The following is an 18,845-nucleotide window of genomic DNA, read 5'->3' on the forward strand; positions in this document are numbered from 1 at the left end:
TCCTTCACTCCGCTCCCTGAGCGCTGAGCCTGTCACCGCAAAAAAGTGGCAGGATGACCTGCGCACAGGTGCCGCGACCCAGTCGCGAGTGCAGGCGCAATTCGCCCTGATGGGCACGTGCCACCGCCTTGACCACGGTCAGGCCGAGACCGGTTCCGGTGGTTTTGGTGGTAAAGAAGGGTTCGCCGAGGCGCGCCAGCACTTTCGTATCGATGCCGCTGCCGCTGTCGCTGACCGAGACCCGCAGGTTGCTGTCACGACTGTAGAGATGGACTTTCAAACGGACGTCGCCGGCACTCGCCTGAATGGCATTCTCGATCAGGTTCAAAATCGCCCCGACCAGGGTGTCGCGATTGCACAGCAACTCCCCCGCATGACTGTCGCACTGCCAGCGAATCGGCAGGTCCTGCACATGGGTCAGTGCCGCCGACTGCAAGGATTGCATCAGCATCTTCGGGGTCAAGCGATCGGTCAACGGCAGCTCGCCGCGAGCGAACACCAGCATGTCGCGCACCTGATGCTCCAGCTCATGCAGACGTTCTTTCAGGCGCCCGGCAAAACGCTGCTGCGTGGCCACCGGCAACGCTTGCTCGGTCAAATGGCTGGCGTAGAGCAATGCGGCGGACAAGGGCGTACGGATTTGATGAGCCAGCGACGCCACCATGCGACCGAGTGACGAAAGGCGTTCGTGGCGGGCGAGTTGATCTTGCAGGTGACGGGTTTCGGTCAGGTCGTTGAGCAACACCAGTTGACCGGGTTCGGCGTCCAGCGAGCGAGTGGCGATCGACAGCCTCCGACCGTCCTTGAGAGAGATTTCGTGACCGTCGTCTTCACGCGGCGCAAAGCAACGGGCAATGACGTGGCGCCACAGCTCGCCTTCGAGGGGCAAACCGAGCAACTCGCAGGCCGCCGGGTTGGCTTCGCGCACAATGCCCTGGGCATCGATGACGATGACGCCGCCGGGCAATAGATCGAGGAGGTTTTGCAGACGGTTGGCCAGACGTTCCTTTTCCGCCAGTTCCTGCATGCGCTGAGCGCTGACCACCGCCAGCTCACCCTTGAGCTCGGTGACCCGGGCTTCGAGCATGCTGTAGGAGTCGGTCAACTGGCTCGACATCTGGTTGAACAGTGCGAACGCCTGCTCGAGGCCAAGCCGGCTTGCCTGCTCTACGGACGGCGGGTGCCCCACGGCGTCAGGGACGGGAGACATCTGGGCGGCTTGGGGCATCGTGCTCTCTCGCTTGGCTGACCGTCAGTGAAACGGAACGTTGCGAGGGCTGTAGCAATACCCGTGCCTAAAAAAAACCTTCTATAAATGAACGACTTGAAAAACAGGCGTCAATCATCCGCCTGTTCGTCACCGTCGCGACGGCTCATGCCGTACTTGCGCATCTTCTCCACCAGCGTGGTGCGACGAATCCTCAGCCGTTCGGCTGCACGCGCCACGATGCCATTGGCATCATCCAGCGCCTGCTGAATCAACCCTTGCTCCAGGCCACCGAGGTAGTCCTTCAGATCCAGGCCTTCCGGCGGCAGCATGGCGCTGGCCGAGAAGTCCGGCGCATGACCGTTGATGGCCACGCGCTCTTCCAGATCGCTGCGCAGGCTGTCGACCAGTTGCTCGTCTTCGTCGTCGACGTAGCGGAATTTTTTCGGCAACTCGACCACGCCAATCACCCCGTACGGATGCATGATCGCCATGCGCTCCACCAGGTTGGCCAGTTCGCGGACGTTGCCCGGCCAGCCGTGACGGCACAGCGACATGATCGCCGCAGAGTTGAAACGGATCGAACCGCGCTTTTCATGCTCCATGCGCGAGATCAGTTCGTTCATCAGCAACGGAATGTCTTCGACGCGCTCACGCAACGGCGCCATTTCGATCGGGAATACGTTCAGGCGGTAGTACAAGTCTTCGCGGAATGTGCCGATCTCAATCATGCTTTCGAGATTCTTGTGGGTCGCTGCAATGATGCGCACATCCACGCTCTGGGTCTTGTTGCTGCCCACGCGTTCGAAGGTGCGTTCCTGCAGCACGCGCAGCAGCTTGACCTGCATGGGCAGCGGCATGTCGCCGATTTCGTCAAGGAACAGAGTGCCGCCGTTGGCCAGTTCGAAACGTCCGGCGCGGCTGGTGATTGCCCCGGTGAACGCACCCTTCTCGTGACCGAACAGTTCGCTCTCCAGCAACTCGGCCGGGATCGCCCCGCAGTTGACCGGAACAAACGGCGCGTCGCGACGCTTGGAGTGATAGTGCAGGTTACGCGCGACCACTTCCTTGCCGGTGCCGGACTCGCCGAGGATCAGTACGCTGGCGTCGGTGTCGGCGACTTGCTGCATCATCTGGCGGACGTGTTGAATCGCCCGGCTGGTGCCGACGAGACTGCGGAAAAGATTGGGCTCACGGTGACGACCGCGCTCGCGGGCCTGGTCGTACATCTCGCGATAGACCTGGGCACGGTGCAGCGAATCGAGCAGCTTGCTGTAGCTGGGCGGCATCTCGAGAGTCGAAAGCACTCGACGACGCTGGTCTTCAGGCAGGTCAACGGAAGAATTATCGCCCATTAACAAAACCGGAAGGAACTCATCCCAGGTAGCGAGGGTCTTTAACAAGCCCGGAAGTGCGCCAGGCGCATTGACCGTTCCGATGAGGACACAGATCACTTCACGACTTGATGACAAAGAGCCGACAGCCTGCTGCCAGTCATGGCTACCACAGGGTAAATTTTCTTCGCCAAGAAAATTCAGGATCACCGCCAAATCGCGGCGGCGGACGCTATCGTCATCAATCAGCAGAATTTTGGTTTCACGCCACATGCAATAGCAACTTCCCTAGTCAACTCAATGCCCAAAATGAGGGGCAAGCTAGACGCCTGCGGACACGTTATGCCTGTAGACGCCTGAAATCTGCAACCAGCCACTAGTTAAGTCAAAAAACCGTGCACAGTCAAATTTATGGCGCGCCAGGTCTGGATTAACTGAGGATTAATTAACCAAACAGATGGTAAACCTTTGCCGCGTTCTGTGCTTGATGGATCTGCGACATCTCATCGACTATCGCCTGCCTTTCGCCTGTCGCCGCCTCAAGTAGCTGCTTATAAACCCCCAGCAACTCCTCAAGATTGTCACGCAACAGCGCCTCGTCCACCGAAGCTTCACTCAAGACGTCTTCCATGCAGGAACGGCAAGCCAGGTCCAATTCACCAATGGCTTCCCAGTTTCGCTCGGCCAATGCACCGACCAGGGCGTCACGGGTGACTTCGATTCGCTGCAATACAAGACTCATGGTGATCTCCTTAAAACTGCGGACCCGTTACGGCAATCGCATCCCAACCGTCCTTGACTGTTCGAAGCAAATCAGAGACTTCGTCGAGAATCGCAGGATCGGTCTTGATGTTGGCCTCGGCCAGACGCTTCATCATGTAGGTGTACAGGTTGTCCAGTTCACCGACGGTTTCGACGGAGTTCTCGAGGTCCAGGCCTTCACGCAAACCACCAATGATGCCAATGGCCTTGCCGATCAGAACACCTTTGTTCGGGATGTCCTTGCGCTCCATCGCACCCTTGGCCTGGGCGATACGATCCAGCCCGCCTTCCATCAACATCTGCACCAAACGGTGCGGGCTGGCTTCGGAAGTTTGCGCCTGGGCGCCAATCTTCTGGTATTGGCGAAGGGCTAACATTGGATTCATGTTGTACCTCATCAAAATTCTGTAGTTCGTCTAACCAGTGTATCGACGACGCGTCAAAAAACTTTAGATTCAAATGCAAAAAGCCCGGAGCGTTGAAAAACGCTGCCGGGCTTTTGGCGTTACAGGTCTATCAGCTGTTCTTCGCCTGGGCGTTCATCGCATCAAACATCGAGGTGATGTTACTGGCGGTGGCTTTCAACTTGCCAACGAGGGTATCCATGTCGTTGTACTTTTTGGTCAGTACGGCGGTCAGTGTTTCGACCCGACGATCCAACGCAGCCTGATCAGCCGTCAACCGTGTTTTGGTCACGTTCAAGTTGGTGGTGCGAGTATCGAGAATGCCGCCAGTATCGGTGTACGGCTTGATCACATTGTTCATGCGCTCGAGCAGACCGTTGGTGCCGGTAAACAGGGTTTGAACCTCGCCGCCGAGCTTCTTGGTGTTCATCGCCGCGGTGAACTTGGTGGAGTCGAAGTTCAGCGCACCGGTTTTCTGGTCAGTGGTGATCCCCAACTGCGACAGTACAGTCAGCTTGTCGCCGGCGCCGGTCTGCGACAGCGGGCCGCGAATGGCTGCCAGCAGCGCACGCGGCAATGGGTCACCGGTCAGCGCAGCAGCGACGGTCGGCTTGCCATCGGCATCCAGAGACGGTTTGGTCAACGCCGTCACCGCGTTGGCGATAGCGTTGTAAGCGTCGACGAATTTCTGGATCGAAGCTTTCAGGCCGTCATTGTTGCCGGCAACGGTAACGGTCGCTGTGTCCACGGACACCAGCGTCATCGAGAGGCCGGAAATGTTGGTGACGGTATTGGATGGGCCGCCCATTTTCAGACCGTCTACGGAATAGGCGGAGTCCGCGGGCAGACTGCCTACAGCGCCCGAAGAGGTGGCCGTCAGCGTGCCAGACATGACCTGCGTACCGTCCATGGCCAGGCTCGCAATGCCGCTGACCTTGATTTCGGACCCGGCACCCGTAGTGCTCGAACCCAGCACCAGACGCGAACCGAAGCTGTCGGACACGATGTTGGCGCTGAAGCCGCTGGTCGCGTACTGAGTGTTGATCGAGTCGCGAACCGATTGCAGCGTCGCACCCGCTGGAACATCAACGGTGTAGTTTTTACCGTTCTGATTGATGGTCAAGGTGCCCTGCGCAACCGGGCTGGTCGCCCCACCGGCGAAAGCGGCACTGGCCACTTTCGAGCTGGTGGCCAACTTATCGACAATCACCGTGTAAGTACCGGCGACTGCGGTGTTATCAGCAGTGGAGGTGATCACTTTGACATTGGAGCTGGTCGCGGAAAAACCGGTGAACTGAGGGGTGGTCGTATTGCCCAGATCCTTGAGCGCCGTCTGGAATGTGGCCAGCAGCGATTTCAAGCTGCCAATCCCGGAAATGCTCCCGGTGTTGACGGTGGTTCCACGGTCGATCTGACCTTGCTTCGCTGCCTTGTCGGCATTCACCAATGCCTTGACGATGGCACCGGTATCAAGCCCGGAGCCTAAGCCCAGACCTGGTAAAATTGGACTTGCCATGGAGATCTCCCTTCAGTGTCTCGCCGGTCTTTTGACCACTACAACGCCCAAAAGAACATAGCAACAAAATTCGTGCCAGTTGTCAGGCTTTAGCGCTGAACAACAGACTGCTTGCATCATTCAAACTATTGGCCAGTTTCAGCACTTCTTCGTTGGGGATCTGGCGAACCACCTCACCCGACTCACTGGCAATGACTTTTACCACTACCTGCCCTGAAGGCTCATCGATCGAGAACTCCAGGTTGCGCTTGACCGACTGAACAAATTTTTCGATTTCCTGGACAGCCATTTTCAGCTTGTCCTGCTCAGTTTGGGCAGTCTTGTGCGCTTCCTTGACGTCGACCACTTTCGCAGGCTCCGTTCGAGGCTTTTCCGCAGACTTGTCGGCAACCGTGGTTGCGTGTTTTGCCGCCGGATAAGACAAGCTCAGCTTCACGCTCATATCCATGTCCATCACCTCTAAAAGTAAAAAAGCGAGAGGGTACGACCAGCGCACACCCCTCGCCAAAACTCAATCAGCTATTACTGAAGCAGTTTCAGTACAGCGGATGGCAGTTGGTTGGCCTGAGCCAGAACTGCGGTGGAAGCTTGTTGCAGAGTTTGTTGCTTGGTCAGCTGTGCAGTTTCAGCAGCGAAGTCGGTATCTTGTACGCGACCACGAGCAGCTTCAGCGTTCTCGTTGATGTTTTGCAGGTTGGAGATGGTGCTGGTCAGACGGTTTTGTGCAGCACCGAGGTCAGCACGGGCGCTGTTGATGGTCTGCAGAGCAGCATCGATACGGGTGATGGCAGCGGAGAACGAAGCCTGAGCAGTAGCCGAGCTGTTACCAGTGATCTGGGTAGTAGCCGAGTCAACCGACAGGGTTGCAGCGCCGAAGCCCGAAGCCAGAGTCAGAGTGATCTGGTTAGCCGAACCGGTGTTGGAACCCACCTGGAAGGTCATGGTGCCAGCAGTACCATCCAGCAGGTTTTTGCCGTTCAGGTTGGTGGAGTTGGCGATACGAGTGATCTCGTCCGACATTGCCGCGAATTCTTTGTTCAAAGCGACGCGGTCTTGAGTACCGTTCGAGTCGTTTCGAGCTTGTACGGCCAATTCACGCATACGCTGCAGAATGTTGGTGGTTTCCTGCATCGCGCCTTCAGCGGTCTGAGCGATCGAGATACCGTCGTTGGCGTTTTTGATCGCCATGGTCTGACCGCGGATTTGCGAGGTCATACGAGTGGTGATTTGCAGGCCGGCGGCGTCGTCTTTGGCGCTGTTGATTTTCAGGCCGGAAGACAGGCGAGACATCGAAGTCGACAGAGCATCGGAAGCACGGTTCAGGTTTTTCTGAACGTTCAACGATGTAACGTTAGTGTTTACTGTTAAAGCCATGACGAATTCCTCGTTGGTTGGGTGCTGCGGCTTCCGGCCCTGGCAACCGCCGGGTATGGCCTAGAGAACCTTCGTAATAGTTATCGTCGCCAATGCAACTTGCTTTAGGGGATTTTCAAAAATATTTGCCATCAAGTTGCCATCCCCCGTAAATCAAGGGGTTGGCGACATTCCGGGAGCGAGAAAATGACGTCAGGGAAACGTCGGCGACAGGTTGGCGAGGAATCGCCGGCACCGACGGAAGGGCCATTGCTTAAACAGACAGGCTTTCAGTCAGCAACTCGACCAGTTCGTATTCCAGATAATCGGCCAGTGCGAGCCAGTTCTGCGCTTCCTGGCACGCGAACATCTGGCCGAGGAGCAGTGACCACTGTTGCTGAGTCTCGGGTGACCTGACATCGAATGTCGGGTGCACCTCGCCTATCAGATCGATCATCACCAGCCCGGCTTCTACATCCCTCCCAAGACGAAACAGGGCAGCACATTGCTGCGCGTCGACTACGAACGGTTCAAGTGCGCTCATGAAGCAAACTCCGGATGAAAAACGGTACCGGCGATCATCGCCCCCGCACGACCACTGTTATAGAAGCGCACCTGCGGATGGCCCGCGATAAAACGCTCCAGCTCACACAGATAGCTGCGGAAGTTGAGCTGAGTCTTGATGCGCTGGCCATGACCATCAAGCACCCAATGTTTGGCGGCGCCGAGTTGCGGCCCCAGGTCGCCGTCATTCCAGCCGGCGTGGGTCTTGTCACCCGGGAAGGCGAAATCGGCGCCGAACAGCGTGATCTGCGCGGCGCCCATCTTCACTGCCAGGTCAACCGCCGGATGAATCACGCTGCCGCCGACATACAGCTCGCCGCGGGGCAATTGCCGACGCAGGTGCTGGTAGATCGGGCTTGCCGAGTACCCGGCGTAACGCGGCCCCTGCCAGGCTTCGAGCACGCCAGGGTCGAGCATCGGCATGTACACCAGGGCGATGTCCGACGTGCCTTCAGGCGGCAAGTGTCGGTCTGAAATGCGCTGGTCGATGCTGACGACAACGTCGGGGTGAATGCCGTGCTTGAGCAGCGGACGATAGGCGGTGTCGACGCATATGAACAACGGGCGCCGGGTTTCATTGCGAATCGCGCGCAAGGTCGCAAAGTGCTGTTCCAGGCTGGGACCGGTGGCGATGACAAACACTTCCCGACCCGGCTGCGAACCGAAGAGCCCGGCTACATCGTGATCGGCTTGCACAAGCGCGAGACAAGCGTGCAAGCGTTCGATGATCTCGGGCGACTGCGGGTCAAACTCACGATTATTGAAAGTCAGATGGGTTTCGCTGATCAGGCGATCGCGGATCTTCGCATTGAAATCATCGGCCAGCACCAACTCGGACGGCAGGGCAAAATATGGCAACCGGATTTCCCCAAGATCGCCGGCATATAGCAGCTCGACCCGCGGATCACTGAGCCATTCCTGCTGGTCGAGCAGTTGCAGCACCAGGGCAAACACCGCGCCGTTGAGGATGTGCACGCACAAATGCTGGAGACCGTCACGCGCCAGCAACGCCATTTGCAGATCGCCCAGCCCGGTGCCGTAGACATGCACCACCGGGCTGTCGACCGGCACGCTGTCGGCCTGAAGTGCGGCCTCGCGACTGCGATCATGGCGGCTGGTCAACTGAATGCCATTGATGCTTAACGTCGAACCCAGGCCTTCCACCAGGTCCGCCTGCAACAGGCTCGCATCTTCAATCAGCAAACGCGCAGCCAACGCCGGCCAGCGTTGCTGGATCACTTCGACGTTGTGCTCAAAGAACTCGCTCATGGCGCCTCGTTGTTTGTTCGGGCAAAAAAATAGCGCTCAAGATTACACCTTGAGCGCTTTTTTTGTGTCCGGCTTTCTCTAACTATCGCACCCGGTTCAAGGGCGATAAATGATCGCCGAACCCCAGGACAGTCCAACACCGAACCCGCTCAGCGCGACACGCTTCCAGGTCGAGTCCAGCACATGTTTTTCCAGCAGCAGCGGAATGCTCGACGACACGGTGTTACCGGTCTCGACCATATCCTTGATGAACTTCTCCGGCTCGCCTTCGAAGCGACGGGCCACGGCGTCGACGATCGCAGCACTGCCCTGGTGAATGCAGAAGGCGTCGACATCGGCGGGCGTCAGCTGCGAGTCGGCCAGCAGTTCATGCAAATGGGCCGGAACCTTGAGCAGCGCAAAGTTGAACACCTGACGACCGTTCATGAAGAACACCCCATCGGTGACTTTCAGGTGCGGCGCGCCGGAACCGTCGGTGCCGAACTTGGCCTTGCCCAACTGCCACGGTGCGTTCTCGCCCATCCAGGTCGCCGTGGCGGCATCGCCGAACAGCATGGTGGTGTTGCGGTCTTCCGGGTCGACGATCTTCGAATACGGATCGGCAGTTACCAGCAGGCCGTTCTTCAGCCCTGCGGCTTCCATGAAGCCTTTGATCGCGTAGATACCGTAGACATAACCGGAGCAGCCCAGGGAAATATCGAACGCCGCCACGGTGGTGGGCAGGCCCAACTTGTCCTGAACGATCGCGGCCGTGTGTGGCAGGCCTTCTTCGTCGCCGTTCTGGGTGACGACGATCAGCACGTCGATGGCTTCGCGTTTCAATTCGGGATTGTTGGCAAACAGCGCGTTGACTGCTTCGACACACAGGTCCGACGTTTCCTGACCGGCGTCTTTGCGCGGCAAGAAAGCTGAACCGATCTTGCCCAGGATGAATTCTTCATCCTTTTCGAATTTTGCACCTTGTGCGTAATTGTCCACGCCGGCTACAGGAACGTAGCTCGCAATGCTTTTTATGCCAATCATTACGGCTTCCCAATAATAAACAGCCCAATTCCACCGCTCGTCATGATTCGAGGGGCGCCGACTAACAGAGAAAAACGTCGCCCCATCGAGGCGACAGCGGGAAGAATAAAAGGCTATCACTGGGCTAAACACAGGCCAGGCGCCACCTTCCCGATCAATACAATACAGTGAAGATGCGCGTTATGACTCGCAGGTCACGCTTTTTGCCGAATCAGCCCACAACGGGTTATTCGACCAAGGACCAGTCCAGCGGCGTTCCGCGCTTGATCGCCTGACGGGCGCGACGGCCCAGTAGGGTTTCTGCATGTTTTGGCGCCAGCCCCAGGCCCGGACGAATGGCGCGCAGATTGGCAACGGTGAAATACTCGCCCGCCGCCATGTCCTGCGTCACGTAGAGCGAACGACGGTAGACCAGCGACTTGCGCTCGGCGTCCGTCACGCCGTAATGCACTTGACCCATGGCCTGCCAGGCGCGTTCGGTTTCGATGACCAGACTGGCAAGCTCGGCCGGTTCCAGCGAAAAACTGGCGTCCACACCGCCCGCGCTGCGGTCGAGAGTGAAATGCTTTTCAACCACCGTCGCCCCAAGCGCCACCGCGGCCACGGACACACCGACGCCCATGGAATGATCAGACAGCCCGACCTCACAGCCAAACATCTCGCGCAGATGAGGAATCGTCCGCACATTGCTGTTGGCCGGCGTCGCCGGGTAAGTGCTGGTGCACTTGAGCAGCACCAGGTTCTGGCAACCGGCGTCGCGAGCAGCGCGTACGGTTTCGTCGAGTTCAGCCAGGCTGGCCATGCCGGTGGAAATGATCAGGGGTTTGCCGGTCGCAGCGACTCGCCGAATCAGCGGCAAGTCAGTGTTCTCGAAGCTGGCGATCTTGTAGGCCGGCACGTCGAGGCTTTCGAGGAAGTCCACTGCGCTGTCGTCAAACGGCGTGGAAAACGCGAGCATCCCCAGCTCCTTGGCCCGAGCAAATATCGGCGTGTGCCATTCCCACGGCGTATGCGCTTTTTCATACAACGCGTAGAGCGAAGAACCGGCCCACAGGCTGTTGGGGTCCTTGATGAAAAACTCGCCCTCGGCCAGGTCGAGGGTCATGGTGTCGGCGGTGTAAGTCTGCAACTTCAAGGCGTGCGCACCGGCCTTGGCTGCGGCTTCGACGATTTGCAGCGCCATGCCCAGCGACTGGTTATGGTTACCACTCATCTCGGCAATGATAAACGGCGGCGCGTCGGCACCGATCAGGCGGTCGCCAATCTTGAAGCTGGTCATTGCGGTAATCCTTCAATCAATTCGCGCTTGAACACGCAAGCACTCTGGGTGAAACCGGCTTCGCGAAAGACATTCAGCGACGGCTGGTTGGCCGGCAAGACCTGGGCGGTAATGGCCGTCAGTTGCGGCCAGTGAGCCGTGACAAAGGTCTCGCCGCGGGCCAGCAGCGCCCTGCCCCAGCCCAGGCCGATTCGATCTTCGAACAGGTAGATCGAGACTTCCGCTTCAAAACCGCGCAAGTCATAACGCAACACCCCCACCGGACCGTCATCGGCCTGGGCGATCAACAGCAGGCGCTGCGAATTATTCAAACTGGCGGTCAGCCAATTTTGATGCGCCGGCCATTCGATCACAGAGGTCTCCAGCGACCAGCGCCGGACCGCTTCGGCATTGCGCCCTTCGAACAGAAGCTGCGCATCGTCTGCACTCGCGCGACGGATCTGCAACACCGCCCCGGCCAGGGCTGCCGCCACCCGCTGTGCGCCGCGACCATCCACCCACCGCCGCGACTGCTCGGCCAGACTCTGGCGCAGGCCCTGATTGCCCGCGACAAACCCGATGGCCTGACGCAGCTGTTCGACACTGACCTGCTCGCGAACGCCGAGGTACACATGGGCTCCCGAGACAGCCATGGCTTCGCCGTTGGCCTGCTGGTTATTCGAGACTGCAATGCAAATCGTCGGCAGCCCGAGGGCCGCCCGCTCCCAACTGGTCCCGCCACCGGCGCCGACAAACAGGTCGGCCTCGGTCATCAGATCGTGGAAGTCGCTGACAAAACTGTGCAGGCGCCAATTCGAATGAGCCGCCGCCAGCACCTGCATTTTTTCCCAGGCCGGGTTATCGGCACCGGCAACGAAATCGACTTCCAGCTCCTGCAAATCCGCCAGCGCCAACATCGCGTGGTGCGTCTGCATGGCCGCATCGAAACCGCCAAAATTCACCAGCACTCGTTTGGCCTGAGGCTTGATCACGATCGCCGGGCAGCAGAATTCATCGCGCAGCATGGCGAATCGCGGGCCTAACAATGTCTGGCAGCCGGGTTCGAGCAGCGAATCATAAGCCTGCGTCGTGCCGGACAGGTTCTGGTTGAGCAGCAGATCGACGGCGTACCGGCGAGTGGCAAGGTCATCCACCGCTGCGACCCGTGGCGCCCAGCGCCGGGCCGCCGTCTGCCAGTGATGGTCGAGGCCATAGTGGTCGACGATGATCCAGTCGAACCCGGCATGGTTTTCCAGGGCGTGCGCCAGCGCGTCGATGTCGGCCTGCCACGGCAGCAGGGACTCGATGGCTTGCTGCGGATCTTCATCGGGATAACAATCGGGCAGCGCAAAGGTGTCGAAACCTTCGGCCGCCAGCCTGTCCAACTGATTCCCCGGCAATTGACGGCACGCGAACGCAACGTGCGAGCCCTGCTTGCGCAGGGTTCTGGCCAACGGCAGCAAACGGGCAATATGGCCGCTGCCGATGGTGGGCGAAGCGTCGGAGCGAATCAGTACTCTCATTGCAGCTCACCACCGGCCTTGAGCGCGGCGAACAGGTATTCGGCACGCGCCCAGTCTTCGGCGGTGTCGATGTCCTGCACCAGATGCCGCGGCAAGATCACCGGCAGGCTCGCCGGGGAAAACAACACATCGCCGCGCAGCCACGCTTCGCTGCGTCCCCAGTAAAACTGGCCGGCGTCTTGAAAGGCTTCGGCCAGATCCTGCGAGCGGGTATCGCGAAACTGCGGGTACAGCGACGTCAGCGCGCCCTGCTCATCGAGGGTCAAGGCACGTTGCACGGGAAAGCCAAAACCGGCCACGGAAAACGCGAAGGATTTATCCGGATGGCGCTCCAGCGCGTCTAATCCCTGACGCAGAAACCGGGCCTGCAACAGCGGCGCGGTGGCATAGATGCAGCAGGCATAATCGAACGCCGGCAACTGCTGCAAGGCGTGCACAATGACTGCGGCCGTCCCGGTGAAATCATCGGCCAACGCAGCTGGACGCATGAACGGAACATCAGCGCCCTGAGCCCGCGCGACCTCGGCAATTTCTTCATCGTCGGTGCTGACGATCACCCGATCGAACAGCTGCGAATCCAGCGCCGTACGGATCGAACGGACGATCATCGGCACACCGTCGAACGGCTTGAGGTTCTTGCGCGGTATACGCTTGCTGCCGCCCCGGGCGGGAATGATCGCAACGCAACTCAACAGTCACTCCTCCTCAAGGATCAGCCGCTGCAGTTGCGCGACCACATGGTCTTGCTGTTCATCGCTCAACAAGGGAAACAACGGCAGACTGACAGCTTCGGCGTAATAACGCTCGGCTTCGGGAAAATCACCCTCGCCAAAACCCAAGTCGCGGTAGTAAGGCTGCAAATGCACTGGAATATAGTGCAGATTCACCCCGATACCGGCGGCTCGCAAGCCCTCGAAAACCTGTCGATGACTGAGCGTGATCCGCTGCGTTTGCAAGCGTACGACGTACAAATGCCAGGCCGATTCGGCTTCGAATTGCGCACAGGGCAACGTCAGCGGTAACCCGGCGAACAACCGGTCGTAACGCGCGGCCAGCTCACGACGCCGCGCGATGAAGCCGTCCAGCTTGCGGAGCTGCGACAATCCCAGGGCGGCCTGTAAATCGGTCATCCGGTAATTGAAGCCCAGCTCCACTTGCTGGTAGTACCAGGGGCCGTGGCTGGGTTCAGTCATTTGCTGCGGGTCACGGGTCATGCCGTGGCTGCGCAGACGTCGCAGATGCGCCGCCAGTTCCGGGCGATTGGTCAGCACCATGCCGCCTTCACCGCTGGTAATGATCTTCACCGGGTGAAAACTGAACACGGTCATGGCGGCGAATTCACCACAGCCCACCGGACGTCCGGCATAGGTCGCGCCGACCGCATGCGAGGCATCCTCGATCAGCGTGAAACCATAACGATCGGCCAGTTCAGCGATCTTGCGCATGTCGCAGCTTTGCCCGGAGAACGCCACGGCCACCAGCACTTTTGGCAACGTACCCTCGCGCTCGGCGACCTCAAGTTTATGCGCCAGAGCAACAGCATCGAGGTTCCAGGTCAGCGGATCGATGTCGACAAAATCCACGTTGGCACCGCAATAGCGGCCACAGTTGGCCGAGGCCAGAAAGGTGTTCGGCGTGGTCCACAAACGGTCGCCCACGCCCAGTCCCGCAGCGAGACAGGCGATGTGCAGCGCGGCAGTGGCGTTGCACACCGCCACCGCGAAATCTGCCTGGCAACGCTCGGCCATGGCCTGCTCGAAACACTCGATGGTCGGCCCCTGGGTCAACCAGTCAGACTGCAACACGGCCACCACCGCATCAATGTCAGCCTGGTCGAGGCTCTGCCGACCGTAGGGAATCACACCGACAACCCGCTATGCAGATCGGCGATCTGGCCGACCGACAGGAAGTGCGGATTGGTGTCGGAGCGGTACTCAAAATCTTCACTCACCGGCATGCCGCACTCACCCAGGTTGTCGACGGCAAAATCCACGTCGACGCTGGTGAAGCGGATCGAAGGCTGAATGGTGTAGTGATCGTCGAACTCCAGTGTCATGCGCGCGTCGTCCAGCGGCACCATCAACTCATGAAGTTTTTCACCCGGGCGAATACCGACGTTTTTGTGCGGCAAGTGTTTAGCCATACCCTGCGCCAGATCAACGATACGAATCGACGGGATCTTCGGCACGAACACTTCACCGCCGTGCATCCGCGCAAAGCTGTCGAGCACGAACTGAACGCCATGATCGAGGGTGATCCAGAAGCGTGTCATGCGTTCATCGGTGATCGGCAGCTCTGTCGCGCCTTCGGCAATCAGCTTGCTGAAAAATGGCACGACCGAGCCGCGCGATCCGGCCACGTTCCCGTAGCGCACCACGGCAAAACGCGTCTGTTGTTCGCCGGCAATGTTGTTCGCGGCCACGAATAACTTGTCCGACAGCAGCTTGGTGGCGCCATACAGATTGATCGGGCTGGCGGCTTTGTCGGTGGAGAGCGCGACAACTTTTTCAACCCCGTTATCGATCGCCGCTGCGATGATATTTTCGGCGCCGTTGACGTTGGTGCGGATGCATTCGGTCGGGTTGTATTCCGCAGCCGGCACTTGCTTCAGCGCCGCCGCGTGGATCACATAATCAATGCCGCGCATGGCCTGACGCAAACGATCGGCGTCGCGGACATCGCCCAGGAAGTAGCGCATGCACGGCGCATTGAAAGTCTGCTGCATCTCGTACTGCTTGAGCTCGTCGCGCGAGAACACCACCACCCGTTTCGGCTGGTACTGCTCCAGCAGGCGACGGATGAAATTACGCCCGAACGAGCCGGTACCGCCGGAGATGAAAATCGATTTACCGTTGAACATGCCTTGAGTCCTTTTACCTGTCAGCCAGGCTTAAGCAAGCAACTGCGCCCAGTTCACACTGGAGGCGTCGCCGAGAGTAAAGCCCTTGCCGTTCAAGGCCAGGTTCTGGTTGTACGCCGAATCTTGCGCAAAGCGCGCCGACCATTTGTCTTGCAGGGCGGCGGCGGTCTGCGGCGCGTCAGGCAACAGGCCCGGGTGCAGCATCTGTGCCTGCGGGCACCAGACGATCAGGTAACCGGCGTCGGCGGCTTTCAGGCACAGATCGATGTCAGCGAAGGCTTCGTCGAAATGCTCTTCGTCGAGGCCACCCACGGCTTGATACAGATCCTTGCGAATCATCATGCAAGCCTGGGAGACCGCCGAGTAGTTCTGCTCGACCTGATGGCCGTTCATGTAGCCCTTGGCATCTTTGCGCTCACCGATAAACACCGAACCGACGACACCGTTAAAGCCCAGGACCAGACCGGCTTGCGTGGTGACGCCACGGAAGTCCATCAACTTGCCGCCGACAATACCGACCTCAGGACGCTGGGCCTGATTGAGCAAGCTGTCGAGCCAGTTGGAGTTGACGACTTGCGCTTCGGCCGACATCAGCACCACGTAGGCGCCCTTGGCTTCACCCACGGCAAAATTATGCAGCGCCGAGGCGCTCAGGCGCTTGCCGGTACGCAGGACGCGCAAGCGATCGCCCTTGCCTTCCAGGCTCGCCAGCCAGGTGGTCAGTTCTTCGGACTGGCTGTGATTGTCAGCAATCAGGATTTCGTGCTGCTGATAACGGGTGCGTTGCAGCACGCTGACCACGGCGGTTTGCAGCGATTCCAGATTGTCCTGGCTGTGCAGGATGATCGACACCTTCGGCCGTTCGGCGTGCTGGTAATCGATCTGCCAGGTTTGTGCCAGCTCGGAGCTGACCTGGCCGCGATAGCCGCGGGCCGTCAGGTGGCGGGTCAGGGTCTGGCGTTCGTGAGGATTATCCTCGGTGGACGGTGCGTTGCAGATCAGCAGCGGCTCGGCCAGGTGGGCCAGGCCACCCAGACCGCCGTTTTCGATCAGACGCAGCGCCAGATCAAATTCCAGTGCCGAGGCGTATTCAGTCGAGAAACCACCGGTCTCGGCCAGGACGTCACGCTGGATCAACCAGTGACGGGCCATCAGCGCCGGCACGGTTTGCAGCAGGTCAAGGTTGACGCCCGGGCGGAACACCTCGTTCAAGGAGCCGTTTGCCTGACGATGGATTTCATCCATGGCCACGGCGCGAATGCCTTCGGCGCCCTGCAATTCGAGACTGGCACGCAGCAGGCCGCTGGCGGTGAACTGATCACCGGCCTCAGCCAGCACCAGCCAGTCCGCAGTGGACTGCTTCACGCTTTGGTTGATGCGTTCGACGTAGTTGGCGCTGGTGACTTTGACGAAGTGCACGGTGTCATGCGGCGTGGTGGTCGCGGGCAAATCGCCGGTGGTGAACACCACCAGCTTGAACGCTTTGCAGTGGCCACCCACCAGGCTGTCAAACGTCGCCTGCAACTTGACCATGTCGGCATCCAGGTCCAGCAACAGAATGCCGAATTGTGGACCGCCGTTACGCTTGCCCAGCCGCGCCCTGATCACCTTGAGTTGCTTGGCATCCGGGTTGCGCGCTTCGACCCAGTTCAGCAGGCGACCGGACGGCATGTTTTCGAACAGCGACTGCTCGTCTTGTGCCGGCACCGACGCCAGGCGCTTGGCCCAGGCTTGCAGCTTCGCGCCCTCTTCCGCTTCTTCGGTGTCCTGCAACGACTCGGCCAGACGCGAAACCACGGTGCCGTTGAATGCATACAGACTCAGCGCTTCCCACAAACGAGCACGCAAGGTGCGCTCGTTGTCGTTGGGATGAACGCGCATCAGCTCATGCTGCTTGAGCAAGAGGCCTTCCAGTTCCTGCAACTGCAATTTGCCGGCGGGCATGGTGTGCAGGAGGAATTCGAATTCGGTCAGCAGATCGAACACCGGCTGGTTGTAGAACGGCATCTCGACAAACTGCTCGGTATTGAACGTGCGCACAGGTTCCTTACCGGACTCCAGCCAGGCCGAGGTGAAAATCAGCGTGCCCTTCAACGAGCGCATATTGTTCAGGCAGTCGGCCATGGTGGCGAAACTGTCCAGCGCCACCTGTTTGCCCTCGGCCAGCGTCTTGTGGCGCATGCCGGTCGGCAACGAGGCCAGAAACTCGGCGAAGTGCTCGCGGTCAGCGACCGTCTTGGCGTCCTTGAGCGTCAACACCGTCAGCACGTTGGTGTTGTGCTCCGAAGAGCCGTAGGGGATTTCCCGAACCGCGAACGGGATCGGCAGAATGCGCGCCTTGGCCCGGGCAAGCATGTAATAGGCGTGGCCGATTTCCTGCCACTCGAAACTGGTGCCCGGCAGCAGCACGTTATGCCAGTCCTGCAGCAGCTCGGTGCGGCTGACCGCGTAGAACGGCGGCAGGAAGTGCCCCATGAATTGCGTCAGCCGGTCTTCGGCCTTGTCCGAGCAATAATCTTCCGGACCCTTGCGGTCGCGACGGAAGTAATTCACTTCCGTGGCGCGGGCCAGGTACATGATTCCGTAACCGTGGGCCATGCCGTAGTCGGCGTTGTCCTCGAGAAATTCCAGCGACTCGGTGATCGCACCGTGGATCAGGAAATCGTCATCGGCCGCCAACACCATGTAGGGCGTGGTCACTTGGTTCACGCCATAGGCGAGTTTTTCCTGCAACCCGGTGTAGGTGAACTGCGGCAGGTGCCGGTAATCGACCATCGGGTAATCGCGGGTTATTTCATCGTCGCTTTTGAGCGAAGAATCCAGAACCAGGATCGTGCAGGGATAGCTGCTGTAATACTGCAACGTGCGCCGCAGATAGGCGTTGCGGTTGTGGGAAATCACCACCACCGTCAGCCGCTCATTCAGCGGTGCCACATCGTTACCAGCAGTGTTACGAACAGTGTTTTGAACGTGCATGTTTCTATCCCCACAACCGGCCAGAGGCCGAGTACCTGACAGTCAGATTGATTAACGAACGCGACGCAGATAGCCGTCTGGTGCCACGGTGATCAACAGTTTGTTTTGCAACTGGCGATCGATCTCGAAGTCAGCGTTTTCTTCCAGGTACTTCCACACCGCAGTCTTCGGGTTATCGCCCGGGCCCCATGGACGGTCAGGGAAGAAATCGGCCGGCATGTCTTCGACCACGGTGTCCATCACCACGCAGTAACTGTCGATCGACACCAGTGGCGCGTACAGGCGCAGCTCTTCCAGCACGTGATCGTGGGTGTGGTTGGAATCCAGCACCAGGATGACTTTCTTGCCTTCGGCCGCCGCACGTACTTGCTCGGCGATGGCCGCGTCGATGCTCGAACCTTCGATCATTTTGATGCGCTTGCTCATCGGGTGGCTTTCGATGGCTTCGCGGTTGTGCGGGCGGATGTCGAGGTCGATGCCCAGCACTTCACCGTGGCCTTGCAACTCCAGCAACGAGGCGTAGTAGATGATCGAACCGCCGTGGGCGATACCGCATTCGATCACCAGGTCGGGTTTGACCTGCCAGATGATTTCCTGCATCGCCATCATGTCTTGCGGCAATTGAATGATCGGACGGCCCATCCACGAGAAGTGGTAGCTGTACTTGTGCTTCGCCGACTGGTTGAAGAATTCCTGGGCCAGGCCGGTGAGTTTCTGGTCATCGCCCTGCGCCGCGATTTCTGCCTGGCATTCGGCTTCGAAGGCGGTATTGATGGTGTTGTCAGTCATTTTTCTA

At 59.2% G+C, this 18,845-nt stretch carries 17 protein-coding genes; all 17 read right to left on the reverse strand.

Going from position 1 to position 18,845, the window contains the following annotated elements; translation table 11 throughout:
- Positions 1-4 precede the first annotated feature (4 nt).
- The 17 genes from ACYZT4_RS13375 to ACYZT4_RS13455 all read right to left on the reverse strand — a co-directional run bounded on the left by ACYZT4_RS13375 (position 5) and on the right by ACYZT4_RS13455 (position 18,838).
- Entirely contained in the window at positions 5-1,210 is a 1,206-nt protein-coding gene (locus ACYZT4_RS13375) for a sensor histidine kinase (RefSeq protein ID WP_461988677.1), read from the reverse strand.
- 128 nt (positions 1,211-1,338) lie between these two features.
- Positions 1,339-2,814, reverse strand: coding sequence for a sigma-54 dependent transcriptional regulator (locus ACYZT4_RS13380; RefSeq protein ID WP_461988414.1), 1,476 nt, complete (start codon positions 2,812-2,814; stop codon positions 1,339-1,341).
- Between the two features lie 172 nt (positions 2,815-2,986).
- Entirely contained in the window at positions 2,987-3,283 is a 297-nt protein-coding gene (locus ACYZT4_RS13385; protein WP_461988416.1) for a flagellar protein FliT, read from the reverse strand.
- 10 nt (positions 3,284-3,293) lie between these two features.
- A complete protein-coding gene (gene fliS, locus ACYZT4_RS13390; protein WP_461988417.1) occupies positions 3,294-3,689 on the reverse strand; it encodes a flagellar export chaperone FliS in 396 nt (131 codons plus the stop codon).
- Positions 3,690-3,819: 130 nt separating this feature from the next.
- Complete coding sequence (gene fliD / locus ACYZT4_RS13395) at positions 3,820-5,223, reverse strand: flagellar filament capping protein FliD (RefSeq protein ID WP_461988418.1); 1,404 nt, start codon at positions 5,221-5,223, stop codon at positions 3,820-3,822.
- Positions 5,224-5,305: 82 nt separating this feature from the next.
- The gene (locus ACYZT4_RS13400) at positions 5,306-5,671 is read right to left on the reverse strand and encodes a flagellar protein FlaG (protein ID WP_461988679.1); all 366 of its coding nucleotides are present in this window, start codon (positions 5,669-5,671) and stop codon (positions 5,306-5,308) included.
- A 74-nt stretch (positions 5,672-5,745) separates the two neighbouring features.
- The gene (locus ACYZT4_RS13405; RefSeq protein ID WP_461988420.1) at positions 5,746-6,597 is read right to left on the reverse strand and encodes a flagellin domain-containing protein; all 852 of its coding nucleotides are present in this window, start codon (positions 6,595-6,597) and stop codon (positions 5,746-5,748) included.
- Between the two features lie 253 nt (positions 6,598-6,850).
- Positions 6,851-7,120, reverse strand: a complete 270-nt coding sequence (locus tag ACYZT4_RS13410; protein ID WP_461988422.1) for a hypothetical protein — start codon at positions 7,118-7,120, stop codon at positions 6,851-6,853.
- Entirely contained in the window at positions 7,117-8,409 is a 1,293-nt protein-coding gene (locus ACYZT4_RS13415) for a motility associated factor glycosyltransferase family protein (RefSeq protein WP_461988424.1), read from the reverse strand. The genes ACYZT4_RS13410 and ACYZT4_RS13415 overlap by 4 nt, the downstream gene beginning before the upstream one ends.
- A 96-nt stretch (positions 8,410-8,505) precedes the next feature.
- Positions 8,506-9,432, reverse strand: a complete 927-nt coding sequence (locus ACYZT4_RS13420; RefSeq protein WP_461988426.1) for a ketoacyl-ACP synthase III — start codon at positions 9,430-9,432, stop codon at positions 8,506-8,508.
- Between the two features lie 226 nt (positions 9,433-9,658).
- The gene (gene pseI / locus ACYZT4_RS13425) at positions 9,659-10,711 is read right to left on the reverse strand and encodes a pseudaminic acid synthase (protein ID WP_461988427.1); all 1,053 of its coding nucleotides are present in this window, start codon (positions 10,709-10,711) and stop codon (positions 9,659-9,661) included.
- Complete coding sequence (gene pseG / locus ACYZT4_RS13430) at positions 10,708-12,213, reverse strand: UDP-2,4-diacetamido-2,4,6-trideoxy-beta-L-altropyranose hydrolase (RefSeq protein ID WP_461988428.1); 1,506 nt, start codon at positions 12,211-12,213, stop codon at positions 10,708-10,710. The genes pseI and pseG overlap by 4 nt, the downstream gene beginning before the upstream one ends.
- Complete coding sequence (gene pseF, locus ACYZT4_RS13435) at positions 12,210-12,905, reverse strand: pseudaminic acid cytidylyltransferase (RefSeq protein WP_461988430.1); 696 nt, start codon at positions 12,903-12,905, stop codon at positions 12,210-12,212. Before pseF ends, pseG begins: the two co-directional genes overlap by 4 nt.
- Before the next feature lie 3 nt (positions 12,906-12,908).
- On the reverse strand, positions 12,909-14,075 hold the full coding sequence (pseC, locus tag ACYZT4_RS13440) for a UDP-4-amino-4,6-dideoxy-N-acetyl-beta-L-altrosamine transaminase (protein WP_461988432.1): 1,167 nt from the start codon (positions 14,073-14,075) through the stop codon (positions 12,909-12,911).
- Positions 14,072-15,073 (reverse strand): UDP-N-acetylglucosamine 4,6-dehydratase (inverting), encoded by a 1,002-nt coding sequence (gene pseB / locus ACYZT4_RS13445; protein WP_461988433.1) that lies wholly within the window; start codon positions 15,071-15,073, stop codon positions 14,072-14,074. Before pseB ends, pseC begins: the two co-directional genes overlap by 4 nt.
- A 30-nt stretch (positions 15,074-15,103) precedes the next feature.
- Complete coding sequence (locus tag ACYZT4_RS13450; RefSeq protein ID WP_461988434.1) at positions 15,104-18,049, reverse strand: glycosyltransferase family 2 protein; 2,946 nt, start codon at positions 18,047-18,049, stop codon at positions 15,104-15,106.
- A 51-nt stretch (positions 18,050-18,100) separates the two neighbouring features.
- On the reverse strand, positions 18,101-18,838 hold the full coding sequence (locus ACYZT4_RS13455) for a cephalosporin hydroxylase family protein (protein ID WP_461988436.1): 738 nt from the start codon (positions 18,836-18,838) through the stop codon (positions 18,101-18,103).
- Between the last annotated feature and the right edge of the window lie 7 nt (positions 18,839-18,845).

Source organism: Pseudomonas sp. GB2N2, assembly GCF_054897705.1.

Excerpts from the sequence above, each read along its gene's own strand:
- fliD (WP_461988418.1), bottom strand. The coding sequence starts at position 5,223 with ATGGCAAGTCCAATTTTACCAGGTCTGGGCTTAGGCTCCGGGCTTGAT.
- ACYZT4_RS13410 (WP_461988422.1), bottom strand. The coding sequence starts at position 7,120 with ATGAGCGCACTTGAACCGTTCGTAGTCGACGCGCAGCAATGTGCTGCC.
- pseB (WP_461988433.1), bottom strand. The coding sequence starts at position 15,073 with ATGTTCAACGGTAAATCGATTTTCATCTCCGGCGGTACCGGCTCGTTC.
- pseI (WP_461988427.1), bottom strand. The coding sequence starts at position 10,711 with ATGACCAGCTTCAAGATTGGCGACCGCCTGATCGGTGCCGACGCGCCG.
- fliS (WP_461988417.1), bottom strand. The coding sequence starts at position 3,689 with ATGAATCCAATGTTAGCCCTTCGCCAATACCAGAAGATTGGCGCCCAG.
- ACYZT4_RS13420 (WP_461988426.1), bottom strand. The coding sequence starts at position 9,432 with ATGATTGGCATAAAAAGCATTGCGAGCTACGTTCCTGTAGCCGGCGTG.
- pseG (WP_461988428.1), bottom strand. The coding sequence starts at position 12,213 with ATGAGAGTACTGATTCGCTCCGACGCTTCGCCCACCATCGGCAGCGGC.
- ACYZT4_RS13375 (WP_461988677.1), bottom strand. The coding sequence starts at position 1,210 with ATGTCTCCCGTCCCTGACGCCGTGGGGCACCCGCCGTCCGTAGAGCAG.
- ACYZT4_RS13405 (WP_461988420.1), bottom strand. The coding sequence starts at position 6,597 with ATGGCTTTAACAGTAAACACTAACGTTACATCGTTGAACGTTCAGAAA.
- ACYZT4_RS13385 (WP_461988416.1), bottom strand. The coding sequence starts at position 3,283 with ATGAGTCTTGTATTGCAGCGAATCGAAGTCACCCGTGACGCCCTGGTC.
- ACYZT4_RS13380 (WP_461988414.1), bottom strand. The coding sequence starts at position 2,814 with ATGTGGCGTGAAACCAAAATTCTGCTGATTGATGACGATAGCGTCCGC.
- ACYZT4_RS13415 (WP_461988424.1), bottom strand. The coding sequence starts at position 8,409 with ATGAGCGAGTTCTTTGAGCACAACGTCGAAGTGATCCAGCAACGCTGG.
- ACYZT4_RS13450 (WP_461988434.1), bottom strand. The coding sequence starts at position 18,049 with ATGCACGTTCAAAACACTGTTCGTAACACTGCTGGTAACGATGTGGCA.
- ACYZT4_RS13455 (WP_461988436.1), bottom strand. The coding sequence starts at position 18,838 with ATGACTGACAACACCATCAATACCGCCTTCGAAGCCGAATGCCAGGCA.
- ACYZT4_RS13400 (WP_461988679.1), bottom strand. The coding sequence starts at position 5,671 with ATGGATATGAGCGTGAAGCTGAGCTTGTCTTATCCGGCGGCAAAACAC.